Raw genomic sequence first — 22,662 nt, 5'->3', positions numbered from 1 at the left:
TCCACCGGTCACGGGCAATCCGCCCCGGCGTCCGGGTGGCGCAGGCGAGCCGCCGCGGTGACGAGGTGGATGAGGGCGGCCACCAGCGCGATCACGCCAACGGCCACCGAGGCCCGCAGGAAGCGCGACGCGTCGCCGTGCAGGGCGAAGTGCCACCACAGCTCGTCGTTGAACTCCACGTGCTTGTAGGAGAACAGGCCGAGCCACAGCGCGCTGGACAGCGCCACGCCGACCGCGACGAACCAGGCCGGCGACAGGCACTGCGTCAAGATCGCCCCACGGCGGGTGAACTCGCCGCGGGCCGGCAACAGGGCCAGGAAAATCAGGCCCGGCACGATGGCCTCACGCCAGTCGCCGCCCTTGAGCAGCGAGGTCAGGGTGCCGATGGCAAGCAATGCCGACGACACCACCCAGGCGGCGTGCAGCCGTTTCTGGATGGCGTGCGACAGCAGGATCAGCAGCACGCCGACGACGCTGCCGGTGAAGTGCGACATCTCCACCAGCGGCAGCGACACCGCGCTGAACGGCGACGGCAGCGTCTCGTCGGGCGTCGCCCGCGAGAACAGCAGGAACGCCCCGGTGAGGAAGGTGCAGGCGGCCAGCACCAGCGGCACCACCGGGCTGACCACCGCGGACAGGCCGCGCGACACGCCGCCGATGTGGTGACGGGCCTGGAACGCCTCCAGCGCACCGAACATCAGGCCGGCCAGCACCAGCGGCGCCAGATAATAGATGATGCGAAAGGTCAGCAGACCGGCCATCACGTCGTTGCCGGCCATCTCCGGCGTCAGGCTGACCAGCACGATGGCGTCGAAGACGCCCAGCCCGCCCGGCACGTGGCTGATGATCCCGGCCACCAGCGCCAGCCCGAACGCCACAAGCACGTCCATGTAGGAGACCGCCTCCGACGCTGGCAGGCAGAGGTAAAGCACCCCGGCCGCCAGCGACAGGTCGCACAGCCCGAGCAGCAGTTGCCCCGCCGCGACCGATGGGCGAGGGAACGCGACGGCGTGCCCGAACACCCGCAGCGGACGCCGCAGCCACGCACCGGCCAGCACATAGGTGGCCAGAATCGCCAGCGCCACGCCGCCCAGCAGGGTGGCGGCTTCCGGCGCCAGGTGCAGCGCCTTCAGCGCCGTGGGATCGATCAGCATGACGATGGGCATCACCACGGCGAGCCCCAGCGTGAAGGTGGTGACGACGAACAGCGTCACCTGCGCCACCTCCATGGCGCTCAAGCCCAGCGGCGCGTAGAGGCGGTAGCGCACCGTCGTGCCGATGATGCTGGCGAAGCCCAGGCTGTGGCTGAAGGCGTAGCTGGTGAAGGCGGTGAAGGCCACCCAGCGGTACGGCAGGTCGCGCCGCAGATGGTGGAGCGCCAGCACGTCGTACAGCGTCAGCAGCCAATAGCTGGTCGCCGCCGCCGCCGCCGCCCACACCAGTTGGCGGGCGCCGATCCCGGCCATGGCGAGGCGGATGTCGTGGATGCTGTACCGCTCGAGCCAGCGGTTGAGGATCAGCAGCGCGCCGGCGAGCAGCGCCAGGATCAGCAGGCCGGTCCCATAGCGCAGAAGCGTCTGGACCATGGCGTGGCGCCGGTCCTCGCGCTCGCCAAGCTCAGGAATGCGTGCAGTGTCGACCATCGCCCACCGGCTCCAAACGAGTCAGTGGGAGTCAAACAGCGCAAGGCCCGTTCCGGCTCGCCCGATCGCAGACGAGCCGGTGCACCGGTGATCAACGCGCCGCCACCGACTGCTTCGTCGTGGAACGGAAGCCCTTTTCCAGGAGGTCGGCGACCTCGCGGTCGCGCACGGCGGCGGTGCTGCCGCCCAGCACGACGGCGATCAGGCGCTGGCCGTTGCGGGTGGCGCTGCCGGCGAGGTTGAAGCCGCTGGTGTTGACGAAGCCGGTCTTGATGCCGTCATAGCCATCCACCTTGCCGATCAGCCGGTTGTGGCCGGCCACCGTGGTGCCGTTCCAGTCGAAGCTGGTGCGCCCGAAATTGGCGTAGTAGCGCCCCGGCAGGCTGACCACGGCGCGCGACAGCTTCGCCATGTCGCGCGCCGTGGTGCGCTGCTCGCGGTGCGGCAGGCCCGAGGCGTTGCGGAAGGTGGTGTTGGTCATGCCGAGCGCGCGGGCCTTGGCGGTCATCTGCTCGGCGAACTTCGCCTCGCTGCCGCCCAGCGCTTCGGCCAGCACCACGGCCACGTCGTTGGCGGACTTCACGGTGAGCGCCAGGACGGCGTCCTCGACACGGATCGTCCCGCCCGGCACGACGCCCAGGCGCGACGGCTTCTGGTTCGCAGCGTGCGCCGACACCGGCAATTCCTGGTCGGGGCGCAGCGCGCCGCGCTCCAGCGCCTCGAAGGTGAGCAGCAGCGTCATCATCTTGGTGAGAGACGCGGGATAGGTGACGACGTCGGCGTTGTTCGATTCGATGACGCGCCCGGTCCGCGCGTCCATCAGCACGGAGGCGTGGACGGGCTGGAAGCCCTTGACGGCCTTCTTGGCCGGCGCGTGCGCGGCGGCCTTGGCGGTCTTCGCCGCGGCCTCCGGCGATCCAAGGGAAACGGGTGCGACAAGCGCAAGCGACAGCAGGAGCGGCAGGAAAAAACCGGAAGGCGTACGCGGCATGATGGGGACCAGGGCTGGAGTGATCGCCCCGTTTAAGCCGCAAGCGGTTAACAAACATTTGCCATACGTCCGCCGGATGTCACTTGCCCCACACCCGCGTCCAAGGCAGATCTGCCCCGCGGCACGGCACCGCCGCATGAGCAGGATTTTTTAAGGGATGCGTGGGATGTTACGGACATGCTAAACGCACTTCGCTCCTACGCACGACCCTGCATGCGGGTGGGGATGGCCGCAGGGCTCCTCTCCGGCCTTCTCCTGATGCCCATCGGCACCGCGAACGCCGCTGCTAAAGCCGCCGGGGGAACCGCTCCGGGGGCCCGCGACCTGGTGGGCTCTTGGCTGACCCGGCTCGAACAGCGGGCCACCGAGTTGGAAACCGCGCCGAAGGTGAAGGCCACCCGCATCGGCTACGGCATGGTCCTCAAGAAGGGCGATGGCGGCATGGTCGACGTGGTCGTTCCCGGCCCCGTGCAGCCGGCCGCCGGATGGGAATCCGCACCGGTTCCTGTCACACCGGTGTCGGCTGAAGCCGTGGAACCGGCGCCGGAGATTCCCGCGACCATCGCCGCCGGACCGCCGCCGCCACCGTTGACGCTTCCCATGCGGGCGCGCAGCGCCGACCGTGTCGGCCGCGTGGCGACCCGCCTGATCGAGCTGGGCCATCTGGCGCCGGAACAATGGACGGAAGCCTTCGACGACACGCTCGAAGCAGCGGTGCGTTCCTTCCAAGTGGCCGAGGGGCTGATGCCCGACGGCAAGGTCGGCGAGGTCACCCGGCAGGCGCTCGACCGCACGCCCAAGGAGGCGGCGACGCTGATGCGCAACGCCGCCGTGGCGCTGAAGGCGTTCCAGCCCTCGGTGCCCGAGACGGTGCTGCTGGTCAATCTGCCGAGCCAGACCGTGACCTACATCGAGCGCGGCAAGCTGGTGTTCACCATGCGCGCCGTGGTCGGCCGGCCGAGCCGGCAGACGCCGCTGTTGCAGGACCGCGTCACCAGCGTGACCATCAACCCGACCTGGACGGTGCCGCCCACGGTGCTGGTCGAGGACAAGCTGCCGGTGCTTCGCAAGAAGGGCAACACGGGCATCAAGGACGCCATCGTCTATCTGGACGGCGCCGAGGTCGTGCCGGAGACGGTCAACTGGTGGTCGGTCGATCCCGGCCGCATAAGGATCGTGCAGCGGCCGGGCGACAACAACGCGCTGGGCCGGTTCCGCTTCAACCTGACCAACGGCGAGGGGATCTTCCTGCACGGCACCAACGACCCCAAGCTGTTCGACCGCGATCTGCGGGCGGCCAGTTCGGGCTGCGTGCGCCTCGCCGACGCGCGGCAGGTGGCCGAGACGCTGCTGCGCGCCGCCAAGCTCGACTCCCCCGCCATCGAGCGCCAGCTCGAATCCGGGCAGACCAAGACCATCGGCCTGCCGAGCGCGGTTCCCGTCCGCTTCGTGTACTGGACGGCGACGGTCGAGCCCGAGGGCACGGTCCGCGTCCACCCCGGCATCTACGACGAGCCGCCGGCCCCGCCGGCACCGGCTTCCACCGCCACGGTCAAGCGCCTGGAACCGAAGCCGATCCGCACCCTGCCGACGCCGCCCGCCCCGGCGGCCGGTCAGGCGCAGTTGCTGCCTGCGGCGATGTAACCGCGGCGTCAGGAGCGCCGGAACAGCACCGTCAGGTTGTTGGCCGGCATCTCGACGACCTCCTCCAGCATGAGCCCGGCCGCCGATGCGGCCGTCTCCACCGCCTCCAGGTCGCGCACGCCCCAGGCGGGGTTGTGGGCGCGCAGGTCGGCGTCGAAGGCGGCGTTGCTCGGTGCGGTGTGCGCGCCGCCGCGCCGGTAGGGGCCGTAGAGGACCAGCGGCCCGCCCGGCGGAAGCACCGCAGCAGCGCCGTCCAGCAGGCCGAGGCCGGCTTCCCACGGTGCGATGTGGATCATGTTGATGCAGACCACCGCCTCGGCCCGCTCGACCGGCCAGGGCCGGCGCATGGTGTCGAGGTCGAGCGGCGGGCGGACGTTGGGCTGGCTCTCGGTCCAGGCGGCGATGCTGGCGCGGTGCGTCGGATCGCGGTCGGACGGCTGCCAGACGAGGCCCGGCAGGGCCGCTGCGAAGAACGCCGCGTGCTGCCCGGTGCCGCTGGCGACCTCCAGGACCAAAGCCCGCGGACGGCAGGACGCGGCGCAGCACCGCCAGGATGGGGGCGCGGTTGCGTCCGGTGGCAGGGGCGTCGAGGCGATCAGCGGTCGGCATGGTCGAGAACGGTAGCAGCGGAGAGCATGGCGGGGCACTCTTGTTTCGTTGACGGTGCGATGACTATCCAGCGGGCGAACGCCCCTCGTCGAGCCGGTTCGTTCCCCCTCCCCCGATACGGAGACGATCATGCCGAGTCTGGACCGAAAGGTCGCCCTTGTCACCGGAGCCTCGCGCGGCATCGGCCTGTCCGCCGCCGTGGCCCTGGCCGAAGCCGGCGCCACGATCATCGGGCTGGCGCGCAGCACCCCGGTGTCCGACGCTCTGGCCGAGCGCCTGACGGTCCTCGGCCGGCCGCACCTTCTGCACGCCTGCGACGTGTCGGACTGGAGCGCGGTGGAGGGGATCGTCCGCACCGCCGTCGAGCGATTCGGCGGAATCGACATCGTGGTCAACAACGCCGGGGTGGTCGATCCCATCGGCCGGCTGGGCGACACCGACCCGGCGCTGTGGCACCGCAATCTGGCGATCAACCTCGGCGGCGCCTACAACGTCGTGCGCGCGGCGCTGCCGAGTCTGCTGAAACGGGGCGGCACGGTGGTCAACATCAGCTCCGGCGCGGCGCACCGGCCGGTCGAAGGCTGGTCGGCCTATTGCAGCGGCAAGGCCGGGCTGGCGATGCTGACCGGCATGCTGGCGCTGGAATACGGCGCCGAAGGGCTGCGCGTGTTCGGGCTCCAGCCGGGCGTGGTGGACACCGGGATGCAGGCGACGATTCGCGCCTCGGGCATCAACGAGGTCAGCCGGCTGAAGCGCTCGGATCTCGCCCAGCCCGAGGCCCCGGCGCGCGCCATCGTCTATCTCTGCACCGCCGACGCCGACGATCTCGCGGGGCAGGAATTGACGATCCGCGACCCGGAGCTGCGCCGGCGCGTCGGGTTGGCCTGACCGCTCAGCCAAGCGTGGGCGGCCGGGGCTCGCCGGGGATGGGCGGTGCGTCTGAAGGGACATCCGGCCCGGTCGGGTCCGGGAGCGGCGTCGGTGCCGGGATGGGGCTGTCCGGTTCCTGTGGCGGCGGATAGGGGCTCATGGGGCTCTCCCGGTTACCGGCGATCCAGCGATACGGCCGCCCCGTTCACCGCCGGCAGGGCGGCAATCGCCGCCTGGGTCAGGCCGGCGATGAACAGCTCTTCGCCCTCGGGCTCGAATCGCACGCGGTCGATGGAAATGGCGACGTCCTTGTGGGCCAGCGCCACGATGAGCGTCGACGGTGTCCCGCACGCGTCGAGGACGACATCCTTGACCACGCCGACCGTCCGGCCGTCGGCACTGGTGACGGGGCGCTCGATGAGATCGTCGAGGTCCGACAATTCGTTCCCGCCGATGACCGCCAGACTGTTCGGATCGGGGCACGCGGCGGCGCCGAGCGCCGGGGCGCACAGCGTCAGCGACAGGGCAAGCGCCGAGCGAATGATGGGGTTGTTGGACATGGCCGGGCCTCCCCCCTGCCGATGCGGACACTCCCTTCAACAGCGCGTCAGCCGCTGTGCTCCCGTCACCTGTGCGGGGTACGCTCTTCGGCGGCGCGGGCGGCGGCCAGAGCCTCGCGGTAGCGGCGCAGGCGCCCGTAGGTCGGCCAGGACCGCGCCAGCAGCGGGTCGCACCACAGCAGAAGCACCATGACGCCGATCCCGGCGAACACCCCCAGCAGCGCCCCATAGAAGAAGCCGACCACGGCACCCAGCAACTGCGGCAGCGTGTGCGCAGCCCCATCGATGGCGCCGTTCACCGCCATGCCGAGCGTGGTCAGCACCGTGAGGATCGCACCGGCCCGCCCCGGCGAGTACCAGAGGCGCAGATCCTCGGCCTCTAGCCCGTAATCCTCGGGGACCGGCCGCGCCGCTTCCTCGTATTCCTCTTCGGCCATCATTCCCGCTGCCCGCCCGTGCCGTCGCGGGCACTGTATAGCGCGGGTGCGGGCGGGCGGCGACGGGTTTAGGCGCGGAGCATCGCCGGGTGGAAGAAGAGTTCCGCCTCGGCGTGCGTCTCGGCGTCGCCGAGGATGTCGAAGCGGGCGGTCAGGCGCTGCATCTCGGCGTGGAAGGCCGTCATGCGCTCGACGTAGGACAGTGCCTCGGCGCGGTCCGCGGCGTGCTGGATCGCCTGCGTCTGGCGGCGCTGGGCGTCGTGGAACGACAGGATCTGGGCCATGGCTTCCTCCAACAATCGGCGAGGCCATCTAAGCGGATTCACGAACGGTTAGCTATGGTTAATCAACAGTTAACGGTGACATAGTTAAGCCCGCCCGGCCGGGCGCCGCAGAGCCCCGTCCTGATTTCGGTTGCGGCCGGATACAGTTGAAACCTATGATAATTTCCACAGCGGAGCCCCTGGAGGGTTCCGTCGAAGAAGCTGCGCCAACGACCGGTTTACGGTGGTTGGCTCAAGGCAGCCGCACTGCGGAACGCAGTAATGGGGGAACGTCCTATGAAATCGAGCGACCGGCAGATCGACTCTGCTCTCCGCAAACCTTCCGGCTGGGACGTATTGTCGCGCGAGGGAGCGCCCTCGACCGGGGGCTGACTGAAAAAGCTCCACTGTACGGTACCGTACGGATGGTGTATCATCGCCCGCGATTAAAGAAAGCGCCTGCCCGATCCGCCGCCCGCCGGCCGGTCGGACCACCAAACAAGGCAAGGCGCAGCTCGGGGAGAAACAGTTTGCTCAGTTCCGCCGCCCTTATTCCAGACGCGACCGGTGCGCCGCAGCCGCGCCGGATGCCGCGCGTCCGCTCTCAGGCTGTTGCGAATCGGAGGCGCTCATGAACGCCCCCCATGCCATGTTCGAAGCCCGCAACATCTCGCTGGCCTTCGGCGGCGTGCGGGCGCTGACCGACGTCAGCATCCGCATCGAGAAGGGCGAGCTGTTCTCGATCATCGGCCCGAACGGGGCCGGCAAGACCTCGATGGTCAACTGCATCTCCGGCCGCTACCGGCCGACCAGCGGGCGCGTCCTGTTCAACGGGCGCGACATCACCGACATGACGCCCAACCACCGGGCCTCGCTGGGCATCGGCCGCACCTTCCAGAATCTGGCGCTGTTCGGCCACATGACGGTGCTCGACAACATCATGGTCGGCCGCCACCACCTCTTGAAGAACAACTTCCTCACCGGCTCGCTGTACTGGCTGACCGGGGCGCGGCAGGAGGAGCTGTCGCACCGCCGCGACGTCGAGGAGATCATCGACTTCCTGGAGATCCAGCACGTCCGCAAGGCGGTCGCCGGCACGCTGTCCTACGGCCTGCGCAAGCGCGTCGAACTGGCGCGCGCGGTGGCGCTCAAGCCCGACCTCATCCTGCTGGACGAGCCGATGGCCGGCATGAACCTCGAAGAGAAGGAGGACATGGCCCGCTACATCGTCGATCTCAACGAGGAATGGGGGATGACGGTGGTGATGATCGAGCACGACATGGGCGTGGTCATGGACATCTCGCACCGCGTCATCGTGCTGGAGTTCGGCAAGAAGATCGCCGAGGGCACGCCCGGCGAGGTGCTGGCCGATCCCCGCGTCCGCCGCGCCTATCTGGGCGAGGACGACGAAATCGAGGAAACGCCGCACGAGGAGGTCGCGTGATGAACCCGCATCCGCTTCCCGATCTGACCCTTCACGACACGCTGCCCAAGCTGCTGGCGCTGCACGCCCGCGAACACGGCGGCGAGGTGGCGATGCGCGAGAAGGACTTCGGCATCTGGCACGCCTTCACCTGGACGCAGATGCACGAGCGCGTGCGCGCCTTCACGCTCGGCCTGCGCCAGTTGGGCATCGGCCGCGAGGACGTCGTGGCGCTGATCGGCGACAACCGGCCGGACTGGGTGATGGGCGAGGTTGCCGCCCACGCGGCCGGCGCCATGAGCCTGGGCATCTACCGCGACGCCCTGGAGGATGAGGTCGCCTACCTCATCGTCTACGCCGACGTGAAGGTGGTGTTCGCCGAGGACGAGGAGCAGGTCGACAAGCTGCTCGGCCTGGGTGAGCGCATCCACACCGTCAAGCACATCGTCTATTCCGACCCGCGCGGCATGCGCAAATATCAGGACCCGCGGCTGATGGCCGCCACCGACCTGATCGCCATGGGCCACGAACTGCTCAAGCGCGAGCCGGACCTCTACGACCGCCTGGTGGCGGAGGGCAAGGGCGAGGACGTGGCGGTGCTGTGCACCACGTCCGGCACCACGTCCAACCCCAAGCTGGCGATGCTGCCGGCCGGACGGCTGCTGCGCCACTGCGCCAGCTATCTGTCGGCCGACCCCAAGGGGCCGACGGACGAGTACGTTTCGGTGCTGCCGCTGTCGTGGATCATGGAGCAGGTCTACGCGGTGGGAATGGCGATGGTGTCGCGCATGCGCGTCAACTTCGTCGAGGAAGCCGAGACGATGATGCACGACTTCCGCGAGATCGGGCCGAGCTTCGTGCTGTTCGCCCCGCGCCTGTGGGAGCAGATCGCCGCCGACGTGCGCGCCCGGATGATGGACGCCTCTCCGTTCAAGCAGAAGATGTTCGAGTTGGGCATGAAGCTGGGGCTGGAGGCGCTGGCGCAGGGCAAGCGGTCCTGGCTGGCCGACCAGATCCTGTTCCGCGCGCTGCGCGACCGGTTGGGCTTCACCAACCTGACCTCGGCGGCGACCGGCGGTGCCGCGCTGGGGCCGGACACCTTCCGATTCTTCCAGGCGCTGGGCGTGCCGCTGCGGCAGATCTACGGCCAGACCGAGACCATGGGCGCCTACACCGTGCACCGCGGCAACGACGTGGATTTCGACACGGTGGGCGTGCCGTTCGACGACGGCATCAAGGTGAAGGTCATCGACCCCGACCAGAACGGCGTCGGTGAGGTGGTCACCCAGCACCCCAACATGTTCGCCGGCTATTACCGCGCCGAGGAGACGACGGCGGCCGACCTGCGGCAGGGGTGGATGCACACTGGTGACGCCGGCTTCTTCGACAAGAAGGGCCATCTGGTCATCATCGACCGCATCAAGGACATCGCCACCACCGCCCACGGCGACCGCTTCAGCCCGCAGTACCTGGAGAACAAGCTGAAGTTCTCGCCGTACGTGGCGGAAGCGGTGATCCTCGGCGACAAGCGCCCGTATCTGGCGGCGATGATCTGCATCCGCTTCTCCATCCTGTCGAAATGGGCGGAGAAGAACCGCATCGCCTTCACCACCTACGCCGACCTGTCCTCCAAGCCCGAGGTGTACGAGATGGTCCGCCAGGAGGTGGAGAAGGTGAACGCCGGCCTGCCGGAGGCGCAGCGCATCTCGAAATTCCTGCTGCTCTACAAGGAGCTGGACGCCGACGACGGCGAGCTGACGCGCACCCGCAAGGTGCGGCGCAACGTCATCGCCGACAAGTACGGCACCATCATCGACGCCATCTACGCGGATCAGAAGGCCATCGACGTGGACACCACCATCACCTTCCAGGACGGCACCAAGCAGCGCATCCGCACCACGCTGCCGGTCGTGGACCTGATCCCGACGCCGCGCCGCGCGCCGGCTCCGGTCGCGGCCTGAGCGGGGGAGACAGACCATGCAATCCAACCTCCTCCTGCAATTGCTCATCAACGGCCTGATCGTCGGGGCGCTGTACGGCGTCGTCGCCATGTCGTTCGTGCTGATCTACAAGGCCAGCCGCATCGTGAACTTCGCCCAGGGCGAGTTCCTGCTGATCGGCGCCTGGACCTGCTGGTGGCTGCTCACCTCGTGGCAGCTGCCGTTCTGGATCGGTTTCCCGATCACGCTGGTCTTCATGATGATCTTCGGCATCGTCCTGCAAGTCGTCGTGCTGCGGCCGATGATCGGTGAGCCGATCATCTCGGTCATCATGGTGACCATCGGCCTGTCGATCGTCTTCCAGGCGCTGATGAAGTGGATGTTCGGCGTGTTCGCCAAGCCGTTCCCGCCGATTTTCGCCAGCCCGACCATGAACGTCTTCGGGCTGGAGGTGCAGACGGTCTACGTGGTCAGTCTGGCCATTTCGCTGGTCATCATGGCCGGCTTCGGCTGGTTCTTCAAATACTCGCGCATGGGCCTCGCCATGCGGGCGACCGCCTTCGACCAGCAGGTGGCGCAATCCCTGGGCATCTCCGTGCGCCAGATGTTCGCCATGAGCTGGGCCATCTCCGCCATGGTCTCCGCCGTGGCCGGCGTCGTGGTGGGCGTGGTCAACGGCGTGTCGTCGGCCTTGTCCTTCTTCGGCATCAAGGTGTTCCCGGCGGTCATCCTCGGCGGGTTGGACAGCATCGTCGGCGCCGTGCTGGGCGGGCTGATCGTCGGCCTGCTGGAGAACATCGCCCATTACGTCGACAGCCAGTGGCTCAACTGGGGCAACATGTACGAGATCGCACCCTTCTACGTCCTGATCGCGATCCTCATGGTCAAGCCCTACGGCCTCTTCGGCACCAAAGACATCGAGCGGGTGTGAGGAGACGGCCATGAGCACAAGCACCATCATTCCGAGCGGCGACTTCAAGACCAGCTACGGCACCGACACGACGATCTTCCCGACCGTCACCAGCCGCAACGTCGCCATCCTCAGCGTCGTTCTGCTGCTGGCCGTGCCGTCCTTCCTGGACCGCTTCTGGCTCAACCAGCTGATCCAGATCGGCTATCTGGGCATCGCGGCGCTGGGGCTGAACATCCTGGTCGGCTTCACCGGACAGATCTCCATCGGGCATTCGGCCTTCTTCGGCTTCGGCGCCTTCGCGTCGGCATGGCTGTCCAACCGCTGGGGCATCCCGGTCGTGGCCGCCATTCCGCTGGCCGGCGTGATGACCACGGCGGTCGGCATGGTGTTCGGCGTGCCGGCGGCGCGGCTGAAGGGCCTGTACCTCGCCATCGCCACGCTGGCGGCGCAGTACATCCTGCAGGACTTCTTCGCGCGGGCCGACTGGTTCACCGGCGGCGTCGCCGGCACCATCGCCGAGCCGCTGTCGATCTTCGGTTTCTCCTTCGACACCGACGCGCGGTACTTCTACGTCGTGCTGGCCTATGTGGTCGTCATGTACATCCTGGCCACCAACCTGATGCGGACCCGCGACGGTCGGGCGCTGGTGGCGGTGCGCGACCACTACCTGTCGGCCGAGATCATGGGCATCAACTTGACCAAGTACAGGACGATGGCCTTCGGCATCTCCGCCTTCTACGCCGGCATCGGTGGTGCCTTGTACGCGCACTATCTGCAATTCGTGTCGGTGGAGGGGTTCACCATCCTCTTCTCGATCCAGTTCCTTGGCATGATCATCATCGGCGGGTTGGGCTCGATCATGGGCTCGCTGATGGGCACCGCCTTCATGGTGCTGCTGCCCGAGTTGATGCAGGCGCTCACGTCGGCGCTGTCGGGCACCGCCATCGACGCGGCGCTGAACCTCAAGGAGGCCGTCGCCTTCCTGCGCGAGATGTCGATCGGCATCGTGATCATTCTGTTCCTGGTGTTCGAGCCCGATGGGCTGGCGCACCGCTGGAAGCAGATCAAGGCCTATTGGAAACTCTACCCGTTCTCGCATTGAGCGCAAAACAATCGAACCAAGTATAACAAGGGGGAAAACGCACATGATGAAGACGACGCTTCTTGCCACCGTAGCCGTTCTGGCGGTGAGCACCAGCGCCTTTGCCCAGAAGATCCCGGTCGGCCACCTCGCCGACCAGTCCGGCGCGACGTCGGACGTCGGCGTGCCGTTCGGCCAGGGCGTGGCCGACGCGCTGGCCTATCTGAACAAGCAGGGCGGCGTCGGCGGCACGCCGATGGCGGTGGAGACCGTCGATTACGGCTATCAGGCGCCGCGCGCCATCAGCCAGTACAAGAGCTGGTCGGCCGGCGCCGGCAAGGTCGCCGCCATTCAGGGCTGGGGCACCGCCGACACCGAAGCGCTGACCGGATTCGTCACCAAGGACGAGATCCCGTACTATTCCGGGTCCTACTCCGGGCACCTGACCGATCCGTCGGGCAAGGGCTCGCACGGCTCGAAGCCGTCGCCGTACAACTTCTTCTACGGCCCGTCCTACTCCGACGCGCTGCGCGGCATGCTGACGTGGGCGGCCGAGGACTGGAAGAAGAAGGGCGGGGCCGGCAAGCCCAAGTACGTCCACATGGGCGCCAACCACCCCTACCCGAACGCGCCGAAGGAAGCCGGTGAGTCGATCGCCAAGGAGCTGGGCTTCGACGTGCTGCCGGCCGTGCAGTTCGCGCTGACGCCGGGCGACTACACCGCGCAGTGCCTGACGTTGAAGCAGAGCGGCGCCAACTACGCCTATCTCGGCAACACCGCGGGCTCCAACATCTCGGTGCTGAAGGCCTGCCAGACCGTGGGCGCGCAGGTGCAGTTCATGGGCAACGTCTGGGGCATGGACGAGAACGCCGCCAAGGCGGCGGGTGCGGCTGCCAGCGGCGTGGTCTTCCCGGTGCGCACCGGCGCCATCTGGGGCGGCGACGCGCCGGGCATGAAGACCGTCAAGGAGATCTCCAAGATGTCCGACCCGGCCGGCACCGTCTACCGCCCGGTGCACTACCTGGCCGGCGTCTGCTCAGCCTATTACATGAAGGAAGCGATGGACTGGGCCGCCAAGAACGGCGGCGTCACCGGCCCGAACATCCGCAAGGGCATGTACCAGAAGAAGGACTGGGTGCCGGCGGGCATGGAAGGCGTGTGCGAGCCGTCGACCTGGACCGAGACCGATCACCGCGGCACCTCGGCGGTCAATCTGTACCGCGCGTCGGTGAGCGGCGACACCGGCGCCTCGGTCGACGAACTGGTCAAGGCCGGCACCATCAAGCTGGAGAAGGTCACCACCGTGGCCGTGCCGCGCAAGCCCGAGTGGCTGGGCTGGTAAGGCGTTAAAGCCCCTCCCCCCTCGCGGGGGAGGGGTTTGGGGAGAGGGGGTGGGAGAAAGGCCTTTCTCCGGGCTCCCGCCCGTAACCACCCTCTCCCCACCCCCTCTCCCGCCAAGGGAGAGGAGCTTCTAAGGAACTCTCTCAGTCCAGGTGCCGCATGAATATCGCCCAGGCCGAACTTCCCGCGGCGGCTGCCGCTCCGGCGCCCGCCAAGCCGCTGCTGCTGTCCGTCAACAACATCGAAGTCGTCTACAACGACGTGATCCTCGTGCTCCGCGGCCTCAGCCTGGAGGTGCCGCAGGGTGAGATCGTCGCCTTGCTGGGCGCCAACGGCGCCGGCAAGTCAACGACGCTGAAGGCGATCTCCGGCCTCCTCAAGACCGAGGACGGCGAGGTGACGCGCGGCGACATCACCTTCGCGGGCGAGCGCATCAACGGCATCGACCCCGACCAGATCGTCCGCCGCGGCATCTTCCAGGTGATGGAAGGCCGCCGGATCGTCGGCGACATGACCTGCCAGGAAAACCTGCGCCTGGGCGCCTTCACCCGGCGTGACAATCAGGTCAAACAGGACCTGGACATGGTCTACGACTTCTTCCCGCGCCTGAAGGAGCGCACCGGCCTCGCCGGCTACCTGTCCGGCGGCGAGCAGCAGATGCTGGCCATCGGCCGCGCGCTGATGGCCCGGCCCAAGCTGATTCTGATGGACGAGCCATCCATGGGCCTGTCGCCGCTGATGGTGAAGGAGGTCTTCTCTATCATCCGGCGCATCAACAAGGACCTGGGCGTTACCATCCTGCTGGTCGAGCAGAACGCCCGCATGGCGCTCCAGGCCGCGGCTGCCGGCTACATCATGGAGAACGGCAAGGTGGTGCTCGACGGCACCGCCGACGAGCTGCGCAACAACGAGGACGTCAAGGAGTTCTATCTCGGCGGCGGCACCGAGGAGCGCAAGAGCTTCAAGAACCTGAAGAGCTTCAAGCGCCGCAAGCGCTGGATCTGAGCACGCCCCGACTGCGTTTCCCCGAGCAGGCGCCCCGTCGGGGGTGTCTGCGTCCGGGGAGGCAACCATGCAAGGCGCCGTTCGGGTCGTCGTCGATGCGGCCAAGGGCTGGTTCAACGACGGCGCCATGAGCATGGGCGCGGCAATCGCCTTCTACACGATCTTCTCGCTGGCCCCCATCGCCATCCTGGTCACTGCCGTCGCCGGGCTGGTGTTCGGCGACAAGGCGGCGCAGGGCGCGCTGGCCGACCAGCTCTCCAGCCTGATCGGGCCGGACGCGGCGCAGACCGTGCAGGGCTTGGTCGCCAGCGCCGACGACAAGCGCACCGGCGTGCTGGCGAGTGCGCTGGGCATCGGCACCCTCGTGGTCGGCGCGACCACCGTCTTCACCGAATTGCAGGCCTCGCTCGACCGCATCTGGAAGGCCGCCCCGCCCCCGGATTCGGCGGTGAGCTGGCTGGTCACGGTGCGCTTGAAGGGGCTGGCGCTGATCGGCGCCACGGGGTTCCTGCTCATCGTCTCGCTGCTCGTCAGCACCGCGCTGGCGGCGCTCGGCCGGCTGATTGGGCAGAGCCTGCCCGAGTTCATGGCGTTGCTGCGCATCGCCGAGACTCTGGCCTCCTGGGCGGTGCTGACCGCGCTGTTCGCGCTGATCTACCGCGTGCTGCCCACCACCCGCCTGCCGTGGCGCGACCTCTGGCTCGGCGCCGCCGTCACCGCGCTGCTGTTCTCGGTGGGCAAGCTGCTCATCGGCCTGTACCTGGGCACCAGCGGCGTCACCTCGGTGTACGGGGCGGCGGGGTCGTTCGTGCTGATCCTGCTGTGGGTCTACTACTCGACGACGATCTTCCTGTTCGGCGCCGAGATCACCCGCGCCTATTCGGAACGGGTCGGCAGCCGCTCCGTCAATCGAACAGCGCGTCGATCGATGATTGGTCCATGAGGCCGGTGTTCGTGTCGGACTCCAGAGCCTCGGCGGTGAAGGCCGTTTTGTCCATCCCGCAGATCTGCAAGATGGCCTCGGTGTTGACCAGCACGTTGGCGAACAGGTCGGTGCCGCTTTCCCAGCGACCGAACTCGACGGTGAGGCCCATCGCCGCCTCCGTCGCGGTCATCAGCGTGCTGCGCAGGTGCGGGACGGCCTCCAACCGAATGCGCGGGGCGTCGGGCAGCGCGCCATGCCGCTGCACGGCGCGGGCAAGCACCATGAGGTCGAGGACCACCGCGTCCTCGAAGATCAGCTCCAGCACGGCCTTCATGTAGAAGGTCTGCGCGTCCAGACCGCCGGCACCGGGAATCGGGAAGGTTGAGCCGATTCGCCGCGATCCTCTGACGAAAACCTCCGGATAGATGAGGGACAGTTCCTCGTAGAACGCGACGAACCTTTGCCGGTACGTGTCGGCGTGAACTTTTGCTGTCCGAGTCATCGCGTCTCGCCGGTGTGCGTCATCATCGAAGCGCCAGACGAGCACACGCAGCCTTTACCCAACGTTAACGCGAATTCACTTATGGACCGCGCAGCCACTCTTCCAAGCTGTCGGGACGCGCCGCCGTCTGCGCCGGCAGGTCGGGAACCCCCAGCATGGCGCCGGGAACGATGGCGCCGTCCGGCTCGATCCGCGCGCGGTAGCGCGTGCCCATCGGCGACAGGAACTCCCCCGCCCCGGTGGCGCGGCCGCGCGCGAAGCGGCCGACGTAGCGGCGCCCATCGGGGAACAGCAATGTGCCGAAGCCCTCGCGCACGCCGTCGCGCCAGCCGCCGGTGTAACGCGTGCCGTTGGGCCACACCTGCACGCCGTGGCCATCGGGGCGGCCACGCCGCAGCTTTCCGGTGTAGGTGCGCCCGTCCGCCCATTCCAGGGTGCCGATACCATCCGCGACCCCGGACCGGCAGGCGCCGGACCAGCGCCCCTCGGGACTCCGGCAACCGCCGGCCGCCGACGCTGCGGCGGCGGTCAGGGCGAGCAGGGCTCCGGCCAGAAGGACGGCGTGACGACGCTCCCCCACGGCGGTTCTCCAACGGTCATGCGATGGGGCCACGCTACGCGCGGCGCACCGCCCGTGCTGTGAACCGCGCCACAGTGGGAAACCGTGGCGAAGCAGCGGATTCGGGCATACAGTCCAGTTCATTGCTTCCGGAGATACCCATGAACCGTACCCTCATCGCACTGCTGGCTTTCGCGCTGCCGACGGCGGCGCTCGCGGCGCCGCCGGCCGGCCACCCCACGCCGCAGGACGCCGGCCAGATTCTCGGCATCCAGCAGGCCCAGACGCCGGGCGAGGCGCTGCCCTACAAGGGCACGGTGGTCGAGACCTTCGACGCCAACGCCTACACCTATGTCCTGCTGAAGGACGGCACCCAGCAGCGCTGGCTGGCGGCGCCGCGCACCGAGGTGAAGCCCGGAATGGTGCTCCGCTACGGTCCGGGCGCGGAGATGCAGAACTTCTACAGCAAGGTGCTGAACCGCACTTTCGAGCGCATCTGGTTCGTCGGCGTGGTGCGCCCGGAGTAAACGCTCATCCGCTTGCTGGTGTGAGCCGCCTCATACCGCAGTGATGGTGATGGGTCCATGATCGGCCCATCACCACCCCGGCCCCGGAGGCGAGCATGACCACGAAGCCCGTCTGGAAGCAGATCACCCCGCGCCACTTCGCCATGGAAGGCGCTGCGCGGTGCATCGAACTGCGCTACGAGAGCGCCGGGTTCCTCAGCGCCTGGGGTGTCTACGCCGATGGTGCGGTGGTGCACCGCCACCCCGGATTCATGGAAGCGCGCGGCGTCGCCGCGACCTTGGCCGCCGGCCGCGGCGACGGCGGTCATAGCTACCACGGCTGATAATCCGCCCTTTGCGCGTCTTGACGGCCGTTCCCAACCCTGAAACCGTGATCGCAGTCCGCCGCTCCCGCAGGGCAATTCCGCCGGCTGGAGCCGCTCGACAACGCAGGAGCCGCCTGCCGAACCCACGTCCGCCGATCACGGACATCCCGGACCAAAAAGCGCGCCGAAGAGCGCGCCCGGCGGCGTTCCAAACCAAAAACCAAGGGAGGAGACACACCCATGAGCACCCGCTCGCCGCTCACCCGCCGCACGCTGCTGAAGTCGGGCGCCGGTATCGCCGCGCTGTCGGCCATCGGCGCGCCGGCCATCGTCCACGCGCAGGGCGACGTCATCCGCGTCGGCCATCTGACGCCGCGCACCGGCTTTCTGGGACCGCTGGGCGAGTACGCCGTGATGGGCGTGACACTCGCGGTGGAGGAGGTCAACGCAGCCGGCGGCGTGCTGGGGCGCAAGCTGGAACTGCTCGCCGAGGACAGCGTCAATCCCTCCACCGCGGCCACCAAGGCCGAGCGCATGATCGAGCGCGAGAAGGTCGCGGCCATCCTTGGCGAGATCAGCTCGGCGTCCGGCCTGTCGATCTCGCAGGTGGCGGGGCGCAACAAGACGCTGTTCATACAAACGGGGTGCAATTCGGACGAGCTGCGCGGCAAGTCCTGCAACAAGTACATGTTCCACATCGAAGGCGCCAACACGATGTACGTGAAGGCGGTGGGGCAGGCGTTGCTGCTGGAAAACATGGTCAAGGGCAAGAAATGGTTCGGTCTGACCGCCGACTACGCCTTCGGCCACGACCTGCTGCGGGTGACGAAAAAGTTCTGCCAGGACAACGGCGGCAGCTTCGTCGGCGACGAGCTGGTGCCGACCGACGCCAGCGACTTCAGCCCCTTCATCCTGAAGATCCGGCAGGCGCGGCCGGACCTGGTGGTGTCGAACCTCGCGGGCAACCAGATCACCAATTTCATCAAGCAGTACAGCGAGTTCAACCTGCCCTTCCCGATCGCCGGCGGCGGGTTCGACACCGCGGCGGCCTGGGGAGCGCCGGACGCGTTCGCCGGCATCTGGCCGTGCATATGGCACCACACCCTCAGCTATCCCAGCGCGCAGAAATTCACCGAGGCGTTCATCAAGCGCTGGGGCAAGCCGCCGGAGAACCAGGCCTGGGGCGACTATCTCAGCGTCAAGGTGCTGGCGCAAGCGATGGCGGAGACCAAGTCCACCGACAGCGACACGCTGATCAAGCACCTGGAATCCGGCGCCAAGTTCGACGTACTGAAGAGCCGGGAAGGTTACTTCCGCAACTGGGACCACCAGCTCATCGCCGAGATGTACTCGATCCGGCCAAAGCCGAAGAACCAGCAGAAAGACAAGTGGGACATCATGCTGGTCGGCCCGCCCGTACCCGGCAAGGACCAGGACCTGGAACTGATCGCGCCGACGCGAGAAGAAAACGCCTGCACGTTTACCTGACGCGTTCTTCTTTCCCTCTCCCCTCCGGGGAGAGGGAGGGACCCACGCAAAGCGTGGGAGGGTGAGGGTATATCCAAGGATCCTTGCCTTTACCCTCACCCGGCGCCTACGGCGCCACCCTCTCCCGGGACGGGAGAGGGTTCTGCTCGCTATCACTGCGAGGTTGAAGGTGGAAATCGTCTTCATCGTCGAGCAGGTGCTGAACGGGCTGGTGGTCAGCGCCTATTACCTGCTCATCGCGCTTGGCCTGTCGCTGATCTTCAGCCTGGGCGGTGTGGTCAATCTGGCGCATGGCGCCTTCTACGCGCTCGGCGCCTATCTGGCGTTCGAGATCCAGCGCTGGCTGGGGTTCGCCGGGGCCTTCGTGCTGTCGCCGATCCTCGTGGCGCTGCTCGGCGTGGCGGTGGAGCGCACCATGCTCAGGCGCTTCTATCGCTCCGACCCGATCCTCAGCCTGCTGTTGACCTTCGGGCTGGCGATGGTGATCGAGCAGATCATCCGCATCATCTGGGGCGCCGCGCCCCTGCCGTTCCAGATCCCGCCGCTCTTCAAGGGGCAACTGTTCCTCGGCGACTTCATCTATTCGTACTACCGGCTCGCCATGCTGGCCGTCGCCGCGGCGGCGGTGGTGCTGACGTGGCTGCTGTTCAACAAGACCTCGTTCGGCCGCGTGGTGCGCGCAGGCGTGCAGAACCCCGACATGGTGGCGGTGCTCGGCATCTCGCTGGCGCCGGTGATGACCATCGTGGTCGCCATCGGCATCGGGCTGGCCGGCTTGGCCGGCGTGCTGCTCGCCCCCATCGCCGGCGTGCACCCGGCCATGGGGACGGAGATCATCACGGCGGCCTTCGTCGTCGTCGTGATCGGCGGCCTGGGCAGCTTCTGGGGCGTCGTGCTGGCCGCCATGCTCGTGGGCGTCGTGCGGGGCCTGGCCGTCTATTACATGCCGCCGGCCGCCGAAGCGTCGATGTACCTGTTGATGCTGCTGGTCCTGCTGCTGCGCCCGCGCGGCCTGCTGGGCGAGCGCATCCAGAAGTTCGAGTGAGGGCTGGACGATGACCCATCCCGCCGTTCCCGGCACCGCCCAGCCCACCCCCACCACGTGGACCGGCTGGCGACCGTCACCGCCCATCGTCGCGGCGCTGGGCATCGTTGTGCTGCCCTTCCTGTTCGAGGCGGCGGGCATGACGCTGACCTCGGCGACCGACTGCCTGATCTTCGCCATCGCCGCCATGGGGCTGAATTTGCTGGTGGGATACACCGGGCTGGTCTCCTTCGGGCATGGCGCCTGGATGGGCATCGGCGCCTACGCCGCGGCGCTGATCCAGTTGAACTGGGCGCCCAAGGGGCTCGTGCTGCCGGTCGTGGGATCGGTGGTGCTGGTCGGCGTTCTGGCGGCGGTGCTCGGGTTCTTCTTCCTGCGGCGGCGCGGGGTCTACTTCTCGCTGATGACGCTGGCCTTCACCGCCATGACCTACGCGATCGCCTTCCGCTGGACGGCGGTGACCGGCGGCGAGAGCGGGCTGGGCGGCATCGAACGGCCGACGATCTTCGGCCTCAGCCTCGACAACCGCGCCGCCTTCTACGCCACGGTGGGCGTGCTGGCCTTCGCCGCGGTGTGGATGCTGTGGCGGGTGGTGCAGTCGCCGCTCGGCCGCACGCTGGTGGCGATCCGCGAGAACGAGCAGCGGGCGTCCTTCGTCGGTTACGACACCCGCAATTACAAGCTGGTGGCCTTCGTCGTCTCGGCCATGGTGACCGGCTTCGCCGGTGCCCTGTTCGTGCTGAACCAGCGCTTCGCCTCGGCCGACCCGACCAGCGTCGCCTTTTCCGGCGAGTTGCTGGCGATGGTGGTCATCGGCGGCATGCGCACCTTCCTGGGGCCGGCGCTGGGCGTGGTGTTCTTCATCCTGTTCCGCGAGTTCCTGTCGATCTGGACGGAGAACTGGCTGCTGTATTTCGGCCTGCTGTTCGTCGGCTTCATCCTGTTCTCTCCATCAGGGCTGGTGGGCATCGGGGCACGGCTGCTGGGGTTCGTGCGCAAGGCGCCGGACGAGGCCGGCGCCATGGCGAACCGCGTCTCGGCGCGCGGCGACTCGGCCGGCGTGCCGCCGTTCATCGAGCAGGCGGCCAAGGCCGGGGGAACAGCGCTGGTGTGCGAAGACATTTCCAAGAGCTTCGGCGGCATTCATGCGGTGGCTGGCGTGTCGTTCGCCGTCCGCGACCGCACCATCCACGCGCTGATCGGCCCGAACGGGGCCGGCAAGACGACGGTGTTCAACCTGATCTCCGGCATGTTCCGCCCCGATATCGGGCGGGTGAAGCTGGGCGGGCGGGTGGTTTCCGGGATGGGGGCGCACGCCATCTGCCAAGCCGGGCTGGCGCGCTCGTTCCAGATCACCAACCTGTTCCCCGGACTGACGGTGGCGGAGAACATCCGCCTCGCCGCGCAGGCCCGCCACGGAGTCCGGCACAACCCGTGGACCCCCGCCACGCGATTCGACGTCATCAATGCCGAGACGCGCGCCGTGCTCGACTTCATGGGCCTGACCGGCACGGAAACCGCGCTGGCCGGCAGCCTGTCCTATGGCGGGCAGCGGCTGGTGGACATGGGGCTGGCACTGGCGTCGAAGCCGTCGATCCTGCTGTTGGACGAGCCGCTGGCCGGTCTGGCGGCGGCCGAGCGCGAGCGCATCTCCGGCCTGATCCAGCGCATCGCCGAACACATCCCCGTGCTGATCGTCGAGCACGACATCGACCGCGTGTTCGGCTTCGCCGACGCCGTCACGGTGATGAACCAGGGCCGCGTGCTGGTGGACGGCAGCGTCGAGGACGCCCGCACCGACAAGCGCGTGCAGGAGGTCTACATCGGCTCCGGCACCGCCGCGATCACCCAGCGTCCCCGCATCACCGCGGTCGGCAACGATGTGGTGCTGGGGGTGGAGGACCTGAACGTCTACTACGGCAAGAGCCACATCATCGACGGCGTGTCGATGGACGTGCACGAGGGCGAGATCGTCGCCCTGCTTGGCCGCAACGGGGCCGGCAAATCGACGCTGCTGAAAGGCATCATCGGCGTGGCGCCGCCGGCCAGCGGGGCGCTGCATTACGCCGGGCGCAATCTGGTGGGGCTCAGCGCGCCGGAAATCGCCAAGCTCGGCATCGGCTACGTGCCGCAGGGGCGCGGGCTGTTCGCCGGCATGACGGTGGCGGAGAACCTGATGCTCGGGCGGCTGCGGCGGCGCACCGGGCACGGCATCCATTGGGATGAGGACCGCATCTTCGAATTCTTCCCGCGCCTCAAGGCCCGCATCGACACGCCGGCCGACTATCTGTCGGGCGGCGAGCAGCAGATGGTGGCGGTGGCGCGGGCTCTGCACGGCGACGTGCGCGTCCTGCTGCTGGACGAGCCGTTCGAGGGCCTGTCCCCGGCGGTGACCGAGGAACTGTTCGAGGTCTTCGACCGTCTGCGCCGGGAGATTTCCATCATCATCGTCGACCACAACCTCGACCTTGTGCTGGCGCTGTCCGACCGGACCTACGTGCTGGAGCGCGGCCGGGTCGTCCACACCGGAGCGAGCCGGCCGCTTCTGGAAGACCTCGATCTGCGGCGTCGGGTGCTGTGGCTGTGAAAAG

The 22,662-nt window shown here is 68.0% G+C and carries 22 protein-coding genes; 14 read left to right on the top strand and 8 right to left on the bottom strand.

The window, feature by feature from the left end; genetic code table 11:
* Positions 1-8: 8 nt before the first annotated feature.
* Both ACSVDD_RS25805 and ACSVDD_RS25800 read right to left on the bottom strand, forming a co-directional pair.
* Complete coding sequence (locus ACSVDD_RS25805; protein ID WP_448192294.1) at positions 9-1,643, bottom strand: putative bifunctional lysylphosphatidylglycerol flippase/synthetase; 1,635 nt, start codon at positions 1,641-1,643, stop codon at positions 9-11.
* Between the two features lie 91 nt (positions 1,644-1,734).
* Positions 1,735-2,634: a D-alanyl-D-alanine carboxypeptidase family protein gene (locus tag ACSVDD_RS25800; protein WP_448192293.1), complete on the bottom strand. Its 900-nt coding sequence runs from the start codon at positions 2,632-2,634 to the stop codon at positions 1,735-1,737.
* A gap of 225 nt (positions 2,635-2,859) precedes the next feature.
* Here ACSVDD_RS25800 and ACSVDD_RS25795 point away from each other — a divergent pair, with 225 nt between their 5' ends.
* Positions 2,860-4,278, top strand: a complete 1,419-nt coding sequence (locus ACSVDD_RS25795) for a L,D-transpeptidase family protein (protein ID WP_448192292.1) — start codon at positions 2,860-2,862, stop codon at positions 4,276-4,278.
* 8 nt (positions 4,279-4,286) lie between these two features.
* On the opposite strand, the gene ACSVDD_RS25790 is transcribed toward ACSVDD_RS25795, so the two are convergent.
* The gene (locus ACSVDD_RS25790) at positions 4,287-4,793 is read right to left on the bottom strand and encodes a DUF938 domain-containing protein (RefSeq protein ID WP_448192291.1); all 507 of its coding nucleotides are present in this window, start codon (positions 4,791-4,793) and stop codon (positions 4,287-4,289) included.
* A 223-nt stretch (positions 4,794-5,016) separates the two neighbouring features.
* Between ACSVDD_RS25790 and ACSVDD_RS25785 the strand changes: the two genes are divergently transcribed.
* Positions 5,017-5,775, top strand: a complete 759-nt coding sequence (locus ACSVDD_RS25785) for an SDR family NAD(P)-dependent oxidoreductase (RefSeq protein ID WP_448192290.1) — start codon at positions 5,017-5,019, stop codon at positions 5,773-5,775.
* Positions 5,776-5,930: 155 nt separating this feature from the next.
* Here the strand turns inward: ACSVDD_RS25785 and ACSVDD_RS25780 are convergent, their stop codons facing one another.
* The 3 genes from ACSVDD_RS25780 to ACSVDD_RS25770 all read right to left on the bottom strand — a co-directional run bounded on the left by ACSVDD_RS25780 (position 5,931) and on the right by ACSVDD_RS25770 (position 7,038).
* Complete coding sequence (locus ACSVDD_RS25780) at positions 5,931-6,317, bottom strand: PRC-barrel domain-containing protein (RefSeq protein WP_448192289.1); 387 nt, start codon at positions 6,315-6,317, stop codon at positions 5,931-5,933.
* A gap of 65 nt (positions 6,318-6,382) precedes the next feature.
* A complete protein-coding gene (locus tag ACSVDD_RS25775) occupies positions 6,383-6,754 on the bottom strand; it encodes a hypothetical protein (RefSeq protein WP_448192288.1) in 372 nt (123 codons plus the stop codon).
* Positions 6,755-6,822: 68 nt separating this feature from the next.
* Positions 6,823-7,038, bottom strand: a complete 216-nt coding sequence (locus ACSVDD_RS25770; protein WP_448192287.1) for a hypothetical protein — start codon at positions 7,036-7,038, stop codon at positions 6,823-6,825.
* A gap of 610 nt (positions 7,039-7,648) precedes the next feature.
* Between ACSVDD_RS25770 and ACSVDD_RS25765 the strand changes: the two genes are divergently transcribed.
* The 7 genes from ACSVDD_RS25765 to ACSVDD_RS25735 all read left to right on the top strand — a co-directional run bounded on the left by ACSVDD_RS25765 (position 7,649) and on the right by ACSVDD_RS25735 (position 15,663).
* Positions 7,649-8,461, top strand: coding sequence for an ABC transporter ATP-binding protein (locus ACSVDD_RS25765; RefSeq protein WP_448192286.1), 813 nt, complete (start codon positions 7,649-7,651; stop codon positions 8,459-8,461).
* Entirely contained in the window at positions 8,461-10,401 is a 1,941-nt protein-coding gene (locus ACSVDD_RS25760) for a long-chain fatty acid--CoA ligase (RefSeq protein ID WP_448192285.1), read from the top strand. Before ACSVDD_RS25765 ends, ACSVDD_RS25760 begins: the two co-directional genes overlap by 1 nt.
* 16 nt (positions 10,402-10,417) lie before the next feature.
* Complete coding sequence (locus tag ACSVDD_RS25755) at positions 10,418-11,311, top strand: branched-chain amino acid ABC transporter permease (RefSeq protein ID WP_448192284.1); 894 nt, start codon at positions 10,418-10,420, stop codon at positions 11,309-11,311.
* A 10-nt stretch (positions 11,312-11,321) separates the two neighbouring features.
* Positions 11,322-12,395, top strand: a complete 1,074-nt coding sequence (locus tag ACSVDD_RS25750; RefSeq protein ID WP_448192283.1) for a branched-chain amino acid ABC transporter permease — start codon at positions 11,322-11,324, stop codon at positions 12,393-12,395.
* Positions 12,396-12,441: 46 nt separating this feature from the next.
* On the top strand, positions 12,442-13,716 hold the full coding sequence (locus ACSVDD_RS25745; RefSeq protein WP_448192336.1) for an ABC transporter substrate-binding protein: 1,275 nt from the start codon (positions 12,442-12,444) through the stop codon (positions 13,714-13,716).
* Positions 13,717-13,874: 158 nt separating this feature from the next.
* Positions 13,875-14,720, top strand: coding sequence for an ABC transporter ATP-binding protein (locus ACSVDD_RS25740; RefSeq protein WP_448192282.1), 846 nt, complete (start codon positions 13,875-13,877; stop codon positions 14,718-14,720).
* A gap of 67 nt (positions 14,721-14,787) precedes the next feature.
* Positions 14,788-15,663 (top strand): YihY/virulence factor BrkB family protein, encoded by an 876-nt coding sequence (locus ACSVDD_RS25735; RefSeq protein WP_448192281.1) that lies wholly within the window; start codon positions 14,788-14,790, stop codon positions 15,661-15,663.
* Here ACSVDD_RS25735 and ACSVDD_RS25730 read toward each other — a convergent pair.
* A complete protein-coding gene (locus ACSVDD_RS25730) occupies positions 15,626-16,147 on the bottom strand; it encodes a hypothetical protein (RefSeq protein ID WP_448192280.1) in 522 nt (173 codons plus the stop codon). The two genes, ACSVDD_RS25735 and ACSVDD_RS25730, sit on opposite strands and share 38 nt — an antisense overlap.
* A 79-nt stretch (positions 16,148-16,226) precedes the next feature.
* Positions 16,227-16,727, bottom strand: coding sequence for an MORN repeat-containing protein (locus ACSVDD_RS25725; protein ID WP_448192279.1), 501 nt, complete (start codon positions 16,725-16,727; stop codon positions 16,227-16,229).
* Positions 16,728-16,867: 140 nt separating this feature from the next.
* Here ACSVDD_RS25725 and ACSVDD_RS25720 point away from each other — a divergent pair, with 140 nt between their 5' ends.
* From ACSVDD_RS25720 to ACSVDD_RS25700, 5 genes are all read left to right on the top strand, one after another.
* Positions 16,868-17,233 (top strand): hypothetical protein, encoded by a 366-nt coding sequence (locus ACSVDD_RS25720; protein WP_448192278.1) that lies wholly within the window; start codon positions 16,868-16,870, stop codon positions 17,231-17,233.
* A 95-nt stretch (positions 17,234-17,328) separates the two neighbouring features.
* Positions 17,329-17,556, top strand: coding sequence for a hypothetical protein (locus ACSVDD_RS25715; RefSeq protein WP_448192277.1), 228 nt, complete (start codon positions 17,329-17,331; stop codon positions 17,554-17,556).
* A 222-nt stretch (positions 17,557-17,778) separates the two neighbouring features.
* Positions 17,779-19,026, top strand: a complete 1,248-nt coding sequence (locus ACSVDD_RS25710) for an ABC transporter substrate-binding protein (protein WP_448192276.1) — start codon at positions 17,779-17,781, stop codon at positions 19,024-19,026.
* 169 nt (positions 19,027-19,195) lie between these two features.
* The gene (locus tag ACSVDD_RS25705) at positions 19,196-20,071 is read left to right on the top strand and encodes a branched-chain amino acid ABC transporter permease (protein WP_448192275.1); all 876 of its coding nucleotides are present in this window, start codon (positions 19,196-19,198) and stop codon (positions 20,069-20,071) included.
* Between the two features lie 10 nt (positions 20,072-20,081).
* The gene (locus ACSVDD_RS25700; RefSeq protein ID WP_448192274.1) at positions 20,082-22,658 is read left to right on the top strand and encodes a branched-chain amino acid ABC transporter ATP-binding protein/permease; all 2,577 of its coding nucleotides are present in this window, start codon (positions 20,082-20,084) and stop codon (positions 22,656-22,658) included.
* Positions 22,659-22,662: the final 4 nt, after the last annotated feature.

This window comes from Azospirillum terrae (assembly GCF_053470425.1).
The sequence above is the reverse complement of the archived record's forward strand: the minus strand, read 5'-3'. Positions and strand labels throughout refer to the sequence as shown.